Raw genomic sequence first — 17,046 nt, 5'->3', positions numbered from 1 at the left:
TCGGGCGAGACCCTGGAGGAAACCCACATGGCCCCCAAGTCCACGCTGGACAACGTCATCTCGCTGGCCAAGCGCCGCGGATTCGTGTTCCAGGCGGGTGAGATCTACGGCGGCTCCCGCTCGGCCTGGGACTACGGTCCCCTCGGCGCGGAGCTCAAGGAGAACATCAAGCACGAGTGGTGGCAGACCTTCGTGCGCGGGCGCGAGGACATGGTGGGCCTCGACTCCTCGATCATCCTTCCCAAGGCCGTGTGGGAGGCCTCCGGGCACGTGGCGACCTTCACCGACCCGCTCGTGGAGTGCACCTCCTGCCACAAGCGCGCCCGCCAGGACCACCTGGTCGAGGCCTTCGAGGAGAAGAAGGGCCGTGCCCCCGAGAACGGCATGGCCGAGATCCCCTGCCCCAACTGCGGCACCAAGGGCCAGTGGACCGACCCGCAGCAGTTCTCCGGGCTGCTCAAGACCTTCCTCGGCCCGGTCGACAACCAGGAGGGGCTGCACTACCTGCGTCCCGAGACCGCCCAGGGCATCTTCGTGAACTTCAACAACGTGGTCACCGCGGCGCGCAAGAAGCCGCCGTTCGGGATCGGGCAGATCGGCAAGGCCTTCCGCAACGAGATCACCCCGGGCAACTTCATCTTCCGCACGCGCGAGTTCGAGCAGATGGAGATCGAGTACTTCACGCACCCGTCCGAGGCGGACCGCTGGTTCGACGAGTGGGTCGAGGCGTGCTGGAGCTGGTTCACCGACCTGGGCATCGACCCGGACCACATGCGCCGCTACGACGTCCCGCAGGAGGACCGGGCGCACTACTCCGCCGGCACCATCGACATCGAGTACCGCTTCGGCTTCCAGGGCAACCCGTGGGGCGAGCTCATGGGCGTGGCCAACCGGACCGACTACGACCTCGGCGTGCACAACGAGCACTCCAACACGGACCTCAGCTACTTCGACCAGCAGACCAACGAGCGCTACGTCCCCTACGTGATCGAGCCGTCCTTCGGGCTGACCCGGTCCATGATGGCGTTCCTCGTGGACGCCTACACCGAGGACGAGGCCCCCAACTCCAAGGGCGGGGTGGACAAGCGCACGGTGCTGAAGCTGGACCCGCGCCTGGCGCCGGTCAAGGCCGCGGTGCTGCCGCTGTCCCGCAACGAGGACCTCTCGCCCAAGGCGAAGGACCTGGCCGCCGAGCTGCGCCGGAGCTGGAACATCGACTTCGACGACTCCGGGGCGATCGGTCGCCGCTACCGCCGCCAGGACGAGATCGGCACCCCGTACTGCATCACGGTGGACTTCGACACCCTCGAGGACCAGGCCGTGACCATCCGCGAGCGGGACGCGATGACCCAGGAGCGCGTGGCCCTCGACCAGGTGAAGTCCTACCTCGCCGGGAAGCTCGTCCGCTGATGAGCGGCGCGCTGACCGGTCCGGGGCTGCGGCCCTGGCGGGACGGGGACGACCTGCGGCTGCTCGAGGTCTGGCCCGACCCGGAGACCCCCCAGGCCGCGGCCTTCCGGGCGACCCTGCGCCCCGACGACGACGCCCCGTGGTCCCGCACCGTGGTGGCCGAGGACTCCGGGGTGCCGGTCGCCGCCGGCACGGTCTACGAGTCCGCGCTGCACCCGTCCCGGCTCTGGGCCTACGTGGAGGTCGCTCCCGACCGCCGCGGCGAAGGCCTCGGACGGGCCCTGCTGGAGCGGCTGCGCACCGAGGCGGCGGGCTCGCCCTCCGGGGTGCAGGCGCTGCGCACCAAGGCCGCGCCGGGGTCGGCCGGCGAGCGGTTCGCCCGTACCGCCGGGCTGGAGCCCGTCCAGGAGTCCCGCGTGGTCCGCGTGCAGGCCGGGGCGCTGCCGCTGCAGCCCCTGCGCGAGCGCCCCGACGGGACGCCGGCCCAGGCCGTCGAGGACCTGGCGACCGGCTCCGTGGAGCTCACCCGCGCGCTGTGGGCGTTCTACCGCGCGGTCCACGCATGGGACGAGCCGGCCGACCTGCCCGTGGGGCGGGTCAACCAGCTGTTCCTCTCCGACGCCGCGCACGCCTACGGCGCGCTCGTGCTGCGCAACGGCGTGGGCCCCGGTGAGCGCGGGAGGATCTCCGCGTTCGCCGTGAGCTACCGGCCCGTGGAGCTCGACGCCGCCCCCGGCGCCCCGGCCCCGGAGGAGACCCCGGACGAGCCCGCCCACGTGATGCTCGGCTGGGCGCCGGAGGACACCGCGGCGGGCCCCGCGCTCGAGCAGCTGCTCGCGCTGCTGGCCCACCACCACCCCGTGCAGTTCCAGGTGGACGGGTCGATGGAGCCGCTGACCGCCGTGGTCGACAACCTCCTGGCGGCCGGCGCCGCCACGGTCGTGGAGACCTCCGTGGTCCTCGCCGAGCCCGGGGACTGAGCAGGCTGCCGGAGTGCCGGACGGCGTCCGGCGTGCGCAGGGTCCCGGGGTCCGCCCCGGGACCCGTGCCCGTCCCTGTCCCCGTCCGTGAGAGAATTCCCCGGTGATGGACACCTCTACCGAGAAGCACCCTGCCCGGCTCGACCTGCCGCCGCTGCACCTGGGCGACCTCACGATCGACGTCCCCGTGGTGCTGGCGCCGATGGCCGGGGTGACCAACAAGGCGTTCCGCCGGCTGTGCCGCGAGTACGGCGGCGGTCTCTACGTCACGGAGATGGTCACCGCCCGCGCCCTCGTGGAGCGCCGGCCCGAGTCGATGCGGATCATCGACCACGACCCCGACGAGACGCCGCGCTCCATCCAGATCTACGGGGTCGACGCCGTCCACGTCGGCCAGGCCGTGCGGATGGTGGTCGAGGAGGACCGGGCCGACCACATCGACCTGAACTTCGGCTGCCCCGTGCCCAAGGTCACCAAGCGCGGCGGCGGCTCCGCCCTGCCCTGGAAGACCGACCTGTTCACCGCCATCGTGCGCACGGCCGTCGAGGAGGCCGCCCGGGGGGACGTCCCCGTGACGATCAAGATGCGCAAGGGCATCGACGACGAGCACCTGACCTTCCTCGAGGCCGGCCGGATCGCCCGCGACAGCGGCGTGGCGGCGGTCTCCCTGCACGGGCGCACTCTCGAGCAGCACTACTCCGGCATCGCCGACTGGGACGCGATCGCGCAGCTGCGCGAGGCCCTGCCGGACGTGCCCGTGCTCGGCAACGGGGACATCTGGAGCGCCGAGGACGCCGTGCGCATGGTCGAGCAGACCGGTGTGGACGGCGTCGTGATCGGCCGCGGCTGCCAGGGCCGGCCCTGGCTCTTCGGGGACCTGCAGGCCGCGTTCGAGGGCCGCCCCGACCGCTTCCGCCCCGGGGTGGCCGACGTCGCCCGCACGATCTACCGCCACGCGGAGCTGCTCGTCGAGACCTTCGGCGACGAGGCCAAGGGTCTGCGCGAGATCCGCAAGCACGTCGCCTGGTACTTCAAGGGCTACCCCGTGGGCGGGGCCCTGCGCGCCCGGATGGCCCAGGTGCCCGACCTCGCGACCCTGCGGGAGCTGCTCGCCGAGCTCGACCTCGACCAGGGCTACCCCGGGGACGCCGTCGAGGGTCCCCGGGGCCGGGCCGGAACGCCGAAGCGGGCACAGCTCCCGCACGGCTGGCTCGACTCCCGCGAGCTGGGGGACGCCGAGCGCCTCGGGCTGGTCGCGGCGGAGCTCGACGTCTCCGGCGGCTGAGCCGGCCCCTCATGACACGGAAAGGACCGGGCATGCACCACACGTCTCTCGAGATCGACCGCACCGGCGCGCCGGCCCCCGGCTACGAGGCCCGGGACGTGGCGCGCTGGGTGGCCGAGGACCACCACAACAAGTACCGCTCCGACTTCGAGCGGGACCGGGCCCGGATCCTGCACTCCTCGGGGCTGCGGCGCCTGGCCGCCAAGACCCAGGTCGTCTCCCCGGACACCGACGACTTCGTGCGCAACCGGCTGACCCACTCCCTCGAGGTCGCCCAGATCGGCCGGGAGCTGGGCCGGATGCTCGGCTGCGACCCCGACGTCGTCGACGCCGCGTGCCTCTCCCACGACCTCGGCCACCCGCCGTTCGGGCACAACGGGGAGTCTGCCCTGCACGGGCTCACCCAGCACATCGGCGGCTTCGAGGGCAACGCCCAGACCCTGCGCCTGCTGACCCGGCTCGAGCCCAAGGTGCTCGACGACGACGGCGCACCCGCCGGCCTGAACCTCACCCGCGCCGTGCTGGACGCGGTCTGCAAGTACCCGTGGGAGGCCCACGAGGCGCCGCTGCGCCCGGACGGCACCCGCTCCCCGAAGTTCGGGGTCTACACGGACGACCTGCCGGTGTTCGGCTGGCTGCGCGAGGGCGCCCCGGCGCGCACCAAGTGCCTCGAGGCCCAGGTCATGGATCTCTCCGACGACATCTCCTACTCGGTGCACGACGTCGAGGACGCGATCGCCTCCGGGCTCGTGCAGCTGGGCTGGCTGGCCGACACCACCCAGCGGGACAGGGTGCTCGAGCTCACCCGGCGCTGGTACCTGCCCCAGGCCGCGCCGGAGTCCCTCGACGCCGCCCTGACCCGGCTCGAGGACTCGTCCCTGTGGGTGCGGGAGATGGACGGGTCCCGCAAGGACCTGGCACGGCTCAAGAACATGACCAGCCAGCTCATCGGCCGCTTCGCGATGTCCGCGGTCGGGGCGACCCGCGACATCTACGGCGAGGACCCGCTCACCCGCTACGACGCCCGGCTCGTGGTGCCGGAGGGGACCGCGGAGGAGATCGGCGTGCTCAAGGGCATCGCCACCACCTACGTCATCACCGTGCGGGACGCCCAGCCGATCTACGACAACCAGCAGGAGGTGCTCTCCATCCTGGTGGGCGCGCTGATGGACTCGGACGGCCGGTACCTCTCGCCCGCCTTCGCCGCCGACTGGCACGAGCTCGGCGAGGGCCCGGGCACGGAGTCCGCGCGGCTGCGCCTGGTCGTGGACCAGATCGCCTCCCTCACCGACCTGTCCGCGGTGGCCCTGCACGACCGGATCCGGGGCACCCACTGGCGCGTGGGGGACAAGCCCCTCTGGTGACCCGCCCCGGCGGAACGGCACCGGTTCCCGTTCAATGACCGTGGGCTGTGCCGCGCACGGTGCGGCTCCCTAGACTCGGCGCGTTTGTGCTCCTCCTCACAAAGGTTCGACTCCCATGGACAACCCCACCGGATCCGCCCCGCGCGCGGCCGCCCCCTCGACCCCCGGCGCCCGCCCCGTCCTGCACTCCCGCGCGTGGGTGGCGCCGCTGTGCTGGATCGCCGTGCTGCTCGACGGCTTCGACGCCGTGGTGCTCGGAGCGGTCCTGCCCTCCATGCTCGAGAACGGCGAGCTGGGGATGACCACCGCCCAGGGCACCGCCGTGGCCACCGTGGGCCTCGTGGGCATGATGATCGGCGCCCTGACCATGGGCTACCTGACCGACCGGCTCGGCCGGCGCAAGATGCTCATCGGGGCCGTGGTGCTGTTCTCCCTGCTGACCTTCGCCGCGGCGTTCTCCCCGAGCGTCCTGGTCTTCGGTCTCCTGCGCTTCCTCGCCGGCCTGGGCCTCGGCGGCTGCCTGCCCACCGCCATCGCGATGGTCACCGAGTTCGCCCGGCTCGGGCGCGGCTCCAACGCCACGACCCTCGTGATGACCGGCTACCACGTCGGGGCGGTGCTCACCGCGGCGATCGCGATCGTGGTCGTGCGCGAGTTCGGCTGGCAGGAGATGTTCGTCCTGGGCTCCCTGCCGGCGCTGGTGCTCGTGCCCCTCATGCTCGTGTTCCTCCCGGAGTCGCCCTCCTTCCTGGCGTCCAAGGGGCGCACCGCCGAGGCCCGCGCCGTGGCCGAGCACTACGGCGTGCACCTCGAGGAGCACCCCGCCGGGGAGCAGACCGAGAAGGTCGGCGCCACGTCGCTGCTCTCCGCCGGGTGGCGGCGGAACTCGATCGCGATCTGGATCGCGTCCTTCATGGGCCTGCTGCTCGTCTACGGCCTGAACACCTGGCTGCCGCAGATCATGCGCGCCGCCGACTACGACCTCGGCAACTCCCTCGGCTTCCTGCTGATCCTCAACGTGGGCGCCATCGCGGGGCTGGGGGTCGCCGGGCGGGTGGCCGACCGGATCACCCCCCGGACCGCGGGCATCATCTGGTTCCTCGGCTCGGCCCTGCTGCTGGCCGCCCTCGCGATCAAGCTCCCGCTGCTGGGCATCTACGTGCTGATCTTCGTGACCGGCTGCTTCGTGTTCTCCTCGCAGGTGCTCGTCTACGCGTTCACCGCCGCCAACCACCCTCCGCGGGTCCGCGCCACGGCGCTGGGCATGTCCGCCGGCGTGGGCCGGCTCGGGGCCATCTCGGGGCCCATCGTCGGCGGCACCCTGCTGACCGCCGGCCTGGCCTATCCGTGGGGCTTCTTCGCGTTCGCCGCGGTGGGCGCCCTGGGCGGCCTCGCCCTCACCGGCACCCGGACGCGGCAGGACCTGCGCCGGCGCTCGCGCTGACCTCGCGCTGACCTCCCGCCCGCGGTGCCCGCCCGGGGCCGGGCCGCTCCCGTCGGTGCTCCACCGCCGGGGCGGCCGGGCCCCGGGCGTCGGGCCGCCCGCCTAGACTGGGCGTGTGGCAGGACTGATCAGGCGCGAGGACATCGACGAGGTGCGGGCGCGCACCGACATCAAGGAGATCGTCGACGGCTACGTCACCCTCAAGAGCGCCGGCATCGGCTCCTGGAAGGGGCTCTGCCCGTTCCACGACGAGCGGACCCCGTCCTTCCACGTGCGCCCGCAGATGGGCACCTACCACTGCTTCGGCTGCGACGAGTCCGGGGACGTCATCTCGTTCCTGATGACCATGGACCACACCACCTTCGCGGAGACCGTGGAGAAGCTCGCGGCCCGCGTGGGCTACGAGCTGCACTACGAGCAGGGCTCCGGACCGAGCCGGGAGGAGACCGGGCGGCGGCAGCGGCTGCTGGACGCGCACAAGGTCGCCGCGGAGTTCTTCCAGCGCAACCTCTACACCCGTCAGGCGGCCCCGGCCCAGCAGTTCCTGGGCGAGCGAGGCTTCGACGGCGAGGCCGCCCGGCGCTACGGGGTGGGCTACGCGCCCCGCGGCTGGGACCACCTGCTCAAGCACCTGCGGGACCGCGGCTTCACCGACCAGGAGCTCAAGCTCACCGGCATGTTCTCCGAGGGCAACCGCGGGCTCTACGACCGCTTCCGCGGCCGGCTCGTCTGGCCCATCCGCGCGGTCGCCGGCGAGGTCATCGGCTTCGGCGCCCGCAAGCTGCACGAGGACGACCAGGGCCCCAAGTACCTCAACACCCCCGAGACCGCGCTCTACAAGAAGTCCCAGGTCCTCTACGGCATCGACCTCGCCAAGCGCGAGATCGCCAAGCAGCGCCGGCTCGTCGTCGTCGAGGGCTACACCGACGTCATGGCCTGCCACCTCGCGGGCGTGACCACGGCGGTGGCCACGTGCGGGACGTCCTTCGGCGCCGAGCACATCAAGATCGTCCGCCGGTTCCTCTCCGACGACGGCGGCGGGGGAGAGGTGGTCTTCACCTTCGACGGCGACGCCGCCGGGCAGAAGGCCGCCCTGCGCGCCTTCGAGGAGGACCAGAAGTTCGTGGCGCAGACCTACGTGGCGGTCGAGCCCCACGGGATGGACCCGTGCGACCTCCGGCTCGCCCGCGGGGACGCCGCCGTGGCCGAGCTCGTGGAGAACCGCCGCCCCCTGTTCGAGTTCGCGATCCGAGCGACGCTGAAGAACTACGACCTGGACACGATCGAGGGCCGCATCCGGGCGATGCGGGCGTGCGCCCCCATCGTGGCGCGGATCCGTGACCGCTCCCTGCGGCCCGCCTACGCCCGGCAGCTGGCGGGCTGGCTCGGCCTGGAGCCCGCCGAGGTCCAGCGGGCCGTCGACTCCGCGGGCCGCGCCGGGTCCGGGGAGCGCCCGGCGCCGCAGCGTCCGGAGGAGCCCGAGGGGTCCGGGCCCGCCCCGGTCGAGCTCCCCGACCCGCGCGAGCCCGTGGCCCGGATGGAGCGCGAGGCGCTGGAGACCGTGATCCAGTGCCCGGACCTGATGCTCGAGCGGCACTGGGACGAGTTCGGCCTCAGCGTGTTCCGCTACCCCGTGCACGGGGCCGTGCACGACGCCGTCATGGCCGCCCGGGCCGGGCTCCTCGGCGACGGGGCCGCGGTCCCCAACGGCCAGGTCTGGGTGGACGCGGTGCGCACGCACCTGCCGGATCCCCTGCACGGCTACCTCGCCGAGCTCGCCGTGACACCCCTGCCGGCCACCACCCAGCAGCAGCTGGAGCGCTACACCTCGGACATCCTCGACCGGCTCTTCGAGCTGCAGATCAACCGGCGGAAGTCGGACCGGCTCGCGGAGCTCCAGCGCACGGACCCCGCCGGTCAGCGCGAGCGCTACCAGCAGCTCCAGCGGGAGCTGCTGGAGCTGGAGATGCAGCGCCGCGGTCTCCGCCAGGACTGACCGTCCCGGCCGGGGCGGATTTGTCGAAGCCCGGTGGGGACGGTAAAGTGATGGCTCGTTGCACGCGTGCGTGCACGGTCCCCCGTAGCTCAATTGGCAGAGCATTCGACTGTTAATCGAAGGGTTACTGGTTCGAGTCCAGTCGGGGGAGCAGCTGATGAGCGGCCCGGCTAGGCATCACGCCCAGCCGGGCCGTTTCTGTTGACCGTTACGAGCAACGGTTTCCCCCGCTTGTCCCGCGTTGTCAACCGCATCCTGTCCGGGCGCGTCCAAGGCCGCCGACACGTCTGGAGCCACAAGCGCTCGCTGGACGTAGTGCTTGCTCGTGACCGCGGTCCCCGAGTGCCCGAGGACCGCGGCCGCGTCCTCCGTGCCCGTGGTTCTGTCGATCACCGTGGCCACCGTTCGCCGAAAAGGGTGCCAGGTGACCCAGGAGAGACCACGCAGGTGCTTCGACGCCCGGGCGTCTTGTCACCGCCGCTCCACAGTGTTCACCTCGCGCAGTGTCCCCGTGGACGACGGGAACACGAGGTCCCGGTGGTGGGCCTCCTCGACCACCGAGAGCCTCAACAGGACGTCCGCGGCGAACCGGGGGAGCGAGGTCGTCCGGTGGCCGACCGCCGTCCTCGGACGGACCTGCCGCACCAGGCAGCCCGGGGTGCGGACCACGGTGCCGGTCACGGTCGCTGTGACGGGGGAGTTCCCGAGGTTGACGTCCTCCCACCGCCGGGCCAACAGCTCACCACCCCGCCCCTCGTGTCGGAGGCCGGCACCGACCTGGAGTCCTACGGCGGCCCGTACTCCAACACCGGGGTGCCGAAGGTCCTGCGCGCCCAGTGCGTGGAGTGCAACCGGCGCCACGTGCGTCTGGGCGCCCTGCGCTGCGGCGGATGCCCGCACGGCCTGTCCGCAAACGGCTCCGAGGTCCAGAGCTGAGCGGGCCACTCCATCCGGCGAGCCGGCCGGCCGCCTAGCCGTCGGAGGCCGAAGAGTCGCGGTGCAGGATGGATGCCATCGGCCGGGACTCAGTGACGGTGTCGGCGTGGCGGTGACAGACCTTCCACTCCCCGTCCTCACGCCGGAAGACAGTCGTGGACCGCAGCGACCACGAGGCCGTCTCCTCGGATCCTCCGACCTTCCCCCGGGAATGCTCGAGCTCGACGATGTAGGCCATCTCGTCGGTGGCGACCCGGCTGATGTTCTCGGCGCTGAGCAGTTCACCGTCCCGCAACTGGGCCACCACACGGTCGAAGGCTTCCTCCACGGCATGGCGGCCGCGAATCGGCGGGCCGATCGGGGTGGCCAAGGTGACGTCGTCACGCCGGGAGAACAGCCGCTTCTGCGGTCCGGCGTCTCCGCGGGCCACTGCGCTGATGGCCTGGTGGTACTCCTCGATCACCTGGTCCAGATCTGATGCCGCCACGGTAATCCCCTCCGATCGGTGCTGCAGGTGTCACTGTTCTGACTTCAGTGTTCGCCCCACGCCGGCGGCGCTCCACGCTACGGACAGGTCAGAAATCGGTTCGTTGCTGCATGTCGGATTGCGACTCCTGGCGAGGGCTGCGACAGCTTGAGCAGCATCAGCACACAGGGGAGTCCTGACCGGCCCCAACTCCATGCAGAGGGCGGTGCCCAAGGCCGGATCGCTGACCGCCGCGGCTGAGGGCTGCGGGCAGCTGCCGTAGCCCGCCGGTACCGTCCACCGGGCTGCCGAGGACTTCATCGAAGACCTCCCCGCGTTCATCGCCTCCCTGGAGACCACGACCGAGCGCTCCTGGTGCACCGACGTGCTGCGCTCGCCCGACAGGGCCGCCACCTGCGTGTTCGGCCACCTGTTCTCCTACGCCGCCGACCACGGCAGGACCATCGATCTGCCGGCCGGAGCGCACGGGTGCACCGACCGTGCGGGCACGCCGATGGACCCGGCCGAGGTGTTCGCCGACGCGGTGTGGAACGTGTTCGAGAAGCGCTGGCCGAGCACCTCCTTCGTGTACCGCATCAACGGCGGGGAGCACCCGGCGTATCCGCAGCCCACGCCCCAGGGCAGGGTGATCGCCCACCTGCGTGCTCTGGCGGCAGTCCCATTCGTGATGGCTTGACCCCTAGTTTTCAAGCCTTCAGGCGAATGTTCCGGGCCGAACCAAGTCACCCGATTGAATTGACTGTAAAACGAAGAGTTTCTGGTTCGATTCCAGTCGGGGGAGCAGCACAGAAGTCCCTCACCGGCGGAAACGCCGGTGGGGGCCTTCCTCGTCCCACCCCCCACGGCCGCTCCATGGGGACACATGGTTCTTGTGATCGGTTCGTCGTGGGGAAGGAACGGACGACGCGGAATCGACGGCAGGTGGCGCCCCGCGTAGCCGCACAGGGGAACACCGGCGCAGCGGCGGTCCCGGGATGAAGGAAGAAGGGCGGCGGCGGAGAAGCTCTTACAGGAACCGGACGCCACGGTGGTGGATGAGTGGCAGCCGGCTGATCAGGGAGCCGATCAAGGTGCCGATGGCGACGGCGAGCACTGCTGATCCTGCGGTGACGAGGTCTTGAAGGCCGTTGCCGGGGTGCATCTGGGTGGCGTTGATGAGGCCGAAGGAGCCGGGAACGAGGACCCAGAACGCCGGTAGGTAGATGACTTGCCACCCGGGGGCTCTGGGCAGCGCATGGGCGATGGTTGCCGCGATGGCAGCGACGATGGCGCCCAGCAGACCTCCGACGGCGGCACCGTACATCGACTGGACCGTGAGCTGAACGGCAGCGGTGAGACCGGCAACGACAACGATGTGAGGGGTGGCGGACAGGGGTGTGTTGAATCGGATCATGAGCCCAGCAAGCGTGACCGTCACCCCGAGCGCCATGGCCCACCCGGGAGCAGAGGTGACGTACGTGTTGGCCAGGGCGGCAGCGGGGGCTTGAAGAAGTGCTGCCGCCGTCAGGACCCCGGTGAGGAAGAGCACCAGCTGCACGCTTCCACTGAGAAGTCGGGCAGAGCCGGCGCTGGCTGCACCGGCTGCGATCTCGGACAGACCGGTGACCAGCAGGCCTCCTGGGAGCAGGATCGCCAGAACGGCGACGATCGTGCGCAGAGCACCGTCGAGGAGGGATGCTTCCACCGCCAGGAGCATCACGAAGGAAACGGTGAACGCGGCCGCTACCGGCAGCAGCGGCCTGAACGCAGCCCAGTGACGGGCCACCGTGGAGAGTCCTGCGACGATCAAGGACCCGGCGGCGGCGACGGCGATGTTGGGCAGGGCGGGTTGGAGGAGAATGCACAACCCCACCCCGACGGGGACGGCACCGAGGTCGGACACCCATGCGGGCCAGCGTGCGGGCGAACGCCGAATCCGGTGCAGATCGGTCAGCGCATCGCCGGTGCTGAGGCGGCCGAGGCGAACCTGCTGCCCGAGTTCCAGGATCTCAGCCGTCTGTTCGAACCTCAGTGGGTTGTCCGTCGGCTGGAAGCCGGTAGTGCCTGCCCTCTCGAGGGTGACGAAGAGACCTGTGGGGAATGCCGCTACCGCGACGTCGGGTCGTCCGAGGGCGGCACCGAGGTGCCGCAGGGCGTCTTCGACGTCGTTGACGGGCAGACCCCCACCGAGCAGGTCCGCCCCCAGTTCCAGCAGCAACCGGCGAATGTTCTCCCCCGAGCGGTCCGCATCGGTGCCGGACTCCGGCGGGGTGGGGAACGCACCGTTCATGTCTCACTCTTCTCCGCATTGCACATCGGCATGTCCGGGGCATCCTACGGCGTCGCCGGTGGGAGCACCGCCCCGCACCCCGGTGCGGGGCGGCGGGGCGGGGACCAGGTCAGCGGGAAGTGGCGACAACGGCCTCGTCGGTGGCCTTCAGCATCGGGCCTGCTCCCCGGACCCAGCCAGCAGCACCTGGCCTACTGTGGGTCCTTGGGTCAGGTGCTCCGGGGCGTGGGGGGCAGCCGGCGCAGGCGTACCAGGGTGAGCACGGCGGGGATCACGAGTCCGCTGAGCAGCAGCAGCCCGAAGATCCCCAGGAACCAGGCGGTCAGCAACAGGGGCGCTGCGGCGATGAGCGAGAGGATCGCCAGAACGGTCGCGGCGGTCCGTCTCCGCCCGGTGACCGGTTCACGGCGCAGGATCGGGATGTCGACGACGAGCGAGGCGACGATCAGTGCCGGATAGCCCAGCAGCGGCAGGGCGAACATCAGCGCCTCGAGCGCCCAGACGGTCTCCTCGTCCACGGCTCAGACCTCCTCCGTGGTGCCCACGAGCGGACCCGGAGCCGTGCTGCGGGCTTCGGCCTCGCGCACCCGACTCAGGGCATGGCCGACGCGGTCCAGCATCAGGTAGTCCGCCTCGCGCCCCTCGGAGCCGGTGTGCATCCCGTGACGGTAGTCCGCGGACCGGCGCCTCTCCTCGCCGACGAGCACCGAGGTGAGCCGGCCGCGTGCGGCGGGCGGCCAGTCCGCCATCACGAGGGGTGCTGACGCCTCCACGGCCGCCAGCGCCGCGCTCACGCGGGCGGATCGGCGGGCACGGTGCCACCGCCGCAGGAGCACTGTCAGGATCGTCAGGGCAGCCAGGGCCATGAGTACGGTCAAGGGGGGTGGGACCTCTCGGTGACGTGGGGGGCGTCGTCCGACACATCCTAGCTGCGCGGTCCGCCCCGTTCCCCGCGGGCCATGACCAGCCGCGGCGGCGCTGGCCGACGTCCATCACCAGAGGCGGGAGCACCGTGCGGCGTTCGTGCCCGGTCTCCACCGGGTCGTCCGGCCCTCCGGTCGCCGGCGCGATCGGCTGCCAGGGCTCCCCGCTCTCAGGCGTGCTCGACGATGGACTCCATCGGCCGGGGCGTGGTGACGGCGTTGACGTGGCGGTGACAGACTCTCCACTCACCGTCCTCGCGCCGGAACACGGTCGTCGAGCGGAGCGACCACGAGGCCGGTGAAGGTCACCGCGGCAGGTGACGCTGCAGCCACAGGGTGCACCACATCTTCACCCGCAGTTCGTCCCAGTCCGGGATGTCGACGACCAGGGCGGCAGGGCCGTAGCGGTGGACGGAGACGACGCCGTCACGGTCGCGCAGCTCGGCGATCAGGTGCTCCACCAGGCCCGGGTGCTGGTCCGGGATGTCCTCGCGCAGTCCCACGTCGAAGCAGTCCAGCTCGGCGACCACCGTCACCAGGGGCTCCTGCAGGGCCGCCGCCTCGGGTCCCTCTCCGTGGAAGGCGGCGATGGTGCGGCGGGTGTGGGCGAGCATCTCCGTGCCGCTCATGGGATGCCGCCCGTGGGCGGACTGGTAGACGCTGTAGAGCGGGAGACCGGGCAGGAAGAGGTGGTGGTGGTCGGTGCCCAACACCGGGTAGTTCAGCAGCGGGTGGTCGGCCATGATGTGCTCGCCGACCTGCCAGGTGGTCTGCGGCGCCGCGGTGCGCAGGACCTGGCCGAGGTAGGAGACGAAGCCGTCGACGAGCCCGATCGTCTCCGCCGGCGGGTGCGGGTCCACCAGACGGCCGTGCCGGGCCCAGGAGGGCCAGCCCGGCCGTGTCGGATCCTCGGCCAGGGAATGGGCCACCGTACCGAGCTCGGCGGCACGGGCAGTGACCCAGGCCCACAGCGGGGAGAGGGAGTAGACCGAGCCGTCGAGCATCTCGTCGGTGTTCAGGCCGTGTCCGGACAGTGACGTGCGCAGGTCCTGGAGCGCTGGGTCGCGCTCGGCCAGGTAGGCATCGAGCGCATCGGCGGCCTCACGGGCGGTCATCGACTCGTAGGGAAGATCCACCATGGCTGAGACCCTACTGTGCCCCTCGCGCAACCCGTCCCGGCGATGCGTTTTGTGGACAGGGACGCGCCGGCAGACGAGCAACCGGTGCTGCGCTCAGCCCGCGGCCACCGGGGCGGCGATGCCGGTTCCGTCCCGGGCGGCGATGCCGTGCGCACCGAGGAACGCGGTGATCCTCGTGGCCATCTCGGGGGAGCGGGTCCAGTGCAGGTAGTGGGGCCCGTCCAGCACGGCGAGCTCGTGCTCGTCCACGCCCTGCAGCTGCTCCTCGTGGGAGGCCAGCCAGTCCGGGGACTCGTCCACGGTGTCCTGGGCCAGCAGCATCAGCACCGGCAGGTCGCGCGGGAACCCCAAGTCCTGCAACCTGCGGGCGTTGTCCCCGATCCGCCGCGTCTCGTCGGTCACGGCCGGGTTCGCGAAGTTCCAGACCGTCATCCGGTGGATCTGCTCCCGCTCCTGCGTGGTGTGCGCCGTCGTCCCGGGCAGGGCGAGATCGGGGGACGCGAGCAGGACCCAGCGGAGCAGCCCGCTGGAGGCGGCCAGCCGGTCCCAGGGGATGCCTCCGCCGTCGGCCGCCGGTGCGTCGTGCTGTGCCGCGGCGAAGGCGGGCACGGTGGTGTCGATGCCGACCACCGCGGCGACCTCGCCGGGATACCGGTTGACGTAGTCGAGGAGATAGAAGCCGGCCAGGGAGTGGCCGCCCAGCACGTACGGCGCCTCGACCCCGGCGGCCTCCAGCGCGGAGTGCAGCTCCTGGGACACGTTCCGGGCCGTCCGATCGGGGGCGGTCAGGTCCGCGTAGCCGTAGCCGAACCCCTCCACGACCACCACGCGGTAGCCCTCGAGCTGCCGGACCAGCGGTCCGAAGTCCAGCGCCGGGGCCGCGGTGCCCAGCCCGCTGAGCAGGACGACGGTGGGGCCCTCCGTGGCATGGTCCACGACGTTGACCGAGCCACCGTCCACCGCGACCCGCCGGCCGTACGGGTCGGCGCTGGTGCGCTCGTACTGGGTCAGCGCGGCGTTGAGCCCTGCGGAGACGAGCACCAGCGCCAGGACGGCCAGCACCGCGAACCCGATGAAGCGTCCGGCGCGGCGCCACCACGGGCGTGGCGGCCGGCCCCTGCGGGAGGTCGGGCCCGTGCCCGGTGATGCCTGGTCGGGGTGGCGGTGCGAGGCCATGCCGTGCTCCGGGGACGAGGGGTCAGCTGCTTGGCGCGAGCGTAGGCGGGTCCGCGCGGCGCGGCAACGACATGGTGCTGCGTGACGGGAACCGGAGCGGGAGGCGCCTGCCGGGAGGTCGCGGGTTCACCGCCTGGCCCGCCTCAGGGGGCTTCCACCGTCTGCCCGGTGTCGTCGTCCGGGTGGGCGGCGCCGAGAGCCCAGCTCCACGGGGTGGTCAGGAAGTCGTAGGCGGCCTGCGGGAAGCCGTCCTCGTCGATCAGGTCCCGGGCGGCCAGTCCGATCAGGGCGTGGGCCACCGGCATCTCGAAGCTGGTGGCCGTGGCCGCGGCCGCCCGCTCCAGGGCGTCCCCGGACGGGGGAGCGGACCCCGGACGGGAGTGCCGGTGCAGCTGCAGGAACAGGTCGGTGGCGATCACCCGGGACAGGTCCCGCCAGGAGCCGAGGGCCCGGTCCAGGGTCTCCTGGCGCCCGGCGGCCGCCACCGCGGTGATCGCGAGGTCCACGGCGGCGAGGGCGAGGGCGTCGTGGTCCGCGGCACCGGGGGAGTGGTCGGCCACGAACTTGCGGTGCAGCTCGGAGGCCCTGCGCAGGGACTGCGACTCGTCCAGGCCGATGCCGGCCGCCCTCTCGAGGACGGCCTGCATCTGCCGGCGCTGGGGGCCGGCGGCATCCGGCAGCTCGGGCGGCCGGCGCTCGGTGGTGCTCATCGTGGAACCTCCGGATCGGTGCGGTGGTGCTCGTCGAGGACGCGGGTGAGGACCCGCCCCGGGGTGTGCCGGTAGTCGGGGTCGATGCGTTCGAGGAGGGCGAGGATCGCCCCGACGTCGTAGGACACCGACGGGTCCCCGCCGTGGTGGCTCCAGCGCCGCTCGGCGACCCAGGCCCACACGTGCACGGGCCGGCACAACCGGCAGGTGCCGTGCTCGGCGGTGAGGCAGTCGGGCCCGACCGGCTGGTTGAGGCCGGCGATCTCGGCCGGGGTGCGGCGGTGGTGCTCGAGCACCGCCCAGAACTTCTCGTCGGGGATCCGGGTGACGTCCGTGCTCAGCCCCGCCAGGACGTCCCGGGCCCGCGCGACGTCGTAGTAGAAGTCGGGCCTGGACCAGGGCGGGATCCGGTGGTGGGCGCGCAGCTCCTCGACGACCACCTGTTCCTGGGCGGAGGCCACCTCGGCGGCGGTGCGGGGTGCCGGGTCGACCGCGGAGCGCCAGAGGCCCTCGAACAGGGCGGCCCCCTCGGTGTAGGCCTGGCGGACCAGCAGCGTGCCGAGGTCCACGGAGTAGCGCTGGGACCACAGGGCTCCGGAGAGCCGGTCGTAGACCTGGCCGTCGTCGAGGGTGAAGCTCCTCCGGTCCGCGGCGACCACCACCCGGCGGGTGGTGGGCTCACCGGTGGTGCCCGTGCGGGCGGGGATGACCACGGCCCGGGCGCCGGCGTACACGGCGCCTCCCTGGTTGAGTCTCCGCCGCTCGTCCATCCTCCCCGGTCCCCGGCTCAGCGGGACCGGCGGCGGAGCCGCCGGTCGTCGTGGTCTCCTGCGGGGTGCCGGTCCCGGCCCGGCCGCCCGCGTCCGGTGCGCCGGACGTGCTGGACGTGCTCTGCGGTCATGGGTGCTCCTCATGGGATCGGCGGCG

The 17,046-nt window shown here is 72.0% G+C and carries 17 protein-coding genes and 1 tRNA gene; 9 read left to right on the top strand and 9 right to left on the bottom strand.

Annotated elements, in window-relative coordinates; translation table 11 throughout:
* Positions 1 to 27 precede the first annotated feature (27 nt).
* The 7 genes from QYM41_RS08255 to QYM41_RS08225 all read left to right on the top strand — a co-directional run bounded on the left by QYM41_RS08255 (position 28) and on the right by QYM41_RS08225 (position 8,630).
* Positions 28 to 1,410 carry a glycine--tRNA ligase gene (locus tag QYM41_RS08255; RefSeq protein WP_368799258.1) on the top strand — a complete coding sequence of 461 codons (1,383 nt, stop codon included), beginning with the start codon at positions 28 to 30 and terminating at the stop codon, positions 1,408 to 1,410.
* Complete coding sequence (locus tag QYM41_RS08250) at positions 1,410 to 2,390, top strand: GNAT family N-acetyltransferase (protein ID WP_368799257.1); 981 nt, start codon at positions 1,410 to 1,412, stop codon at positions 2,388 to 2,390. Before QYM41_RS08255 ends, QYM41_RS08250 begins: the two co-directional genes overlap by 1 nt.
* Before the next feature lie 106 nt (positions 2,391 to 2,496).
* Positions 2,497 to 3,675 carry a tRNA dihydrouridine synthase DusB gene (gene dusB, locus QYM41_RS08245; protein ID WP_368799256.1) on the top strand — a complete coding sequence of 393 codons (1,179 nt, stop codon included), beginning with the start codon at positions 2,497 to 2,499 and terminating at the stop codon, positions 3,673 to 3,675.
* Between the two features lie 32 nt (positions 3,676 to 3,707).
* Complete coding sequence (locus tag QYM41_RS08240; RefSeq protein WP_368799255.1) at positions 3,708 to 5,039, top strand: deoxyguanosinetriphosphate triphosphohydrolase; 1,332 nt, start codon at positions 3,708 to 3,710, stop codon at positions 5,037 to 5,039.
* Between the two features lie 115 nt (positions 5,040 to 5,154).
* Positions 5,155 to 6,483, top strand: coding sequence for an MFS transporter (locus tag QYM41_RS08235; RefSeq protein ID WP_368799254.1), 1,329 nt, complete (start codon positions 5,155 to 5,157; stop codon positions 6,481 to 6,483).
* Positions 6,484 to 6,598: 115 nt separating this feature from the next.
* The gene (gene dnaG, locus QYM41_RS08230) at positions 6,599 to 8,479 is read left to right on the top strand and encodes a DNA primase (protein WP_368799253.1); all 1,881 of its coding nucleotides are present in this window, start codon (positions 6,599 to 6,601) and stop codon (positions 8,477 to 8,479) included.
* A gap of 78 nt (positions 8,480 to 8,557) precedes the next feature.
* A tRNA-Asn gene (locus QYM41_RS08225) sits at positions 8,558 to 8,630 on the top strand.
* A gap of 320 nt (positions 8,631 to 8,950) precedes the next feature.
* Here the strand turns inward: QYM41_RS08225 and QYM41_RS08220 are convergent.
* The gene (locus tag QYM41_RS08220; RefSeq protein ID WP_368799252.1) at positions 8,951 to 9,214 is read right to left on the bottom strand and encodes a hypothetical protein; all 264 of its coding nucleotides are present in this window, start codon (positions 9,212 to 9,214) and stop codon (positions 8,951 to 8,953) included.
* Between the two features lie 21 nt (positions 9,215 to 9,235).
* Here QYM41_RS08220 and QYM41_RS08215 point away from each other — a divergent pair, with 21 nt between their 5' ends.
* Positions 9,236 to 9,415, top strand: a complete 180-nt coding sequence (locus tag QYM41_RS08215) for a hypothetical protein (RefSeq protein ID WP_368799251.1) — start codon at positions 9,236 to 9,238, stop codon at positions 9,413 to 9,415.
* 34 nt (positions 9,416 to 9,449) lie between these two features.
* Here QYM41_RS08215 and QYM41_RS08210 read toward each other — a convergent pair whose 3' ends face one another.
* Positions 9,450 to 9,902 carry a YybH family protein gene (locus QYM41_RS08210; protein ID WP_368799250.1) on the bottom strand — a complete coding sequence of 151 codons (453 nt, stop codon included), beginning with the start codon at positions 9,900 to 9,902 and terminating at the stop codon, positions 9,450 to 9,452.
* 364 nt (positions 9,903 to 10,266) lie between these two features.
* On the opposite strand from QYM41_RS08210, the gene QYM41_RS08205 reads away from it, so the two are divergent.
* Positions 10,267 to 10,578, top strand: a complete 312-nt coding sequence (locus QYM41_RS08205; RefSeq protein ID WP_368799249.1) for a hypothetical protein — start codon at positions 10,267 to 10,269, stop codon at positions 10,576 to 10,578.
* Between the two features lie 330 nt (positions 10,579 to 10,908).
* Here QYM41_RS08205 and QYM41_RS08200 read toward each other — a convergent pair whose 3' ends face one another.
* The 7 genes from QYM41_RS08200 to QYM41_RS08170 all read right to left on the bottom strand — a co-directional run bounded on the left by QYM41_RS08200 (position 10,909) and on the right by QYM41_RS08170 (position 16,853).
* Positions 10,909 to 12,171 carry a threonine/serine exporter family protein gene (locus QYM41_RS08200; protein ID WP_368799248.1) on the bottom strand — a complete coding sequence of 421 codons (1,263 nt, stop codon included), beginning with the start codon at positions 12,169 to 12,171 and terminating at the stop codon, positions 10,909 to 10,911.
* 209 nt (positions 12,172 to 12,380) lie between these two features.
* Positions 12,381 to 12,689 (bottom strand): hypothetical protein, encoded by a 309-nt coding sequence (locus QYM41_RS08195; protein ID WP_368799247.1) that lies wholly within the window; start codon positions 12,687 to 12,689, stop codon positions 12,381 to 12,383.
* Between the two features lie 3 nt (positions 12,690 to 12,692).
* Positions 12,693 to 13,049: a hypothetical protein gene (locus tag QYM41_RS08190; protein ID WP_368799246.1), complete on the bottom strand. Its 357-nt coding sequence runs from the start codon at positions 13,047 to 13,049 to the stop codon at positions 12,693 to 12,695.
* Positions 13,050 to 13,399: 350 nt separating this feature from the next.
* Positions 13,400 to 14,233, bottom strand: a complete 834-nt coding sequence (locus tag QYM41_RS08185) for a hypothetical protein (RefSeq protein WP_368799245.1) — start codon at positions 14,231 to 14,233, stop codon at positions 13,400 to 13,402.
* Between the two features lie 93 nt (positions 14,234 to 14,326).
* A complete protein-coding gene (locus QYM41_RS08180) occupies positions 14,327 to 15,409 on the bottom strand; it encodes an alpha/beta fold hydrolase (protein ID WP_368799244.1) in 1,083 nt (360 codons plus the stop codon).
* Between the two features lie 143 nt (positions 15,410 to 15,552).
* Positions 15,553 to 16,119: a hypothetical protein gene (locus QYM41_RS08175; RefSeq protein WP_368799243.1), complete on the bottom strand. Its 567-nt coding sequence runs from the start codon at positions 16,117 to 16,119 to the stop codon at positions 15,553 to 15,555.
* Positions 16,116 to 16,853, bottom strand: coding sequence for a hypothetical protein (locus QYM41_RS08170; RefSeq protein WP_368799242.1), 738 nt, complete (start codon positions 16,851 to 16,853; stop codon positions 16,116 to 16,118). The genes QYM41_RS08175 and QYM41_RS08170 overlap by 4 nt, the downstream gene beginning before the upstream one ends.
* Between the last annotated feature and the right edge of the window lie 193 nt (positions 16,854 to 17,046).

It is taken from the genome of Kocuria oxytropis (genome assembly GCF_040981195.1).
GTDB classification, from domain to species: Bacteria; Actinomycetota; Actinomycetes; order Actinomycetales; family Micrococcaceae; genus Kocuria; species Kocuria oxytropis.
The sequence above is the reverse complement of the archived record's forward strand: the minus strand, read 5'-3'. Positions and strand labels throughout refer to the sequence as shown.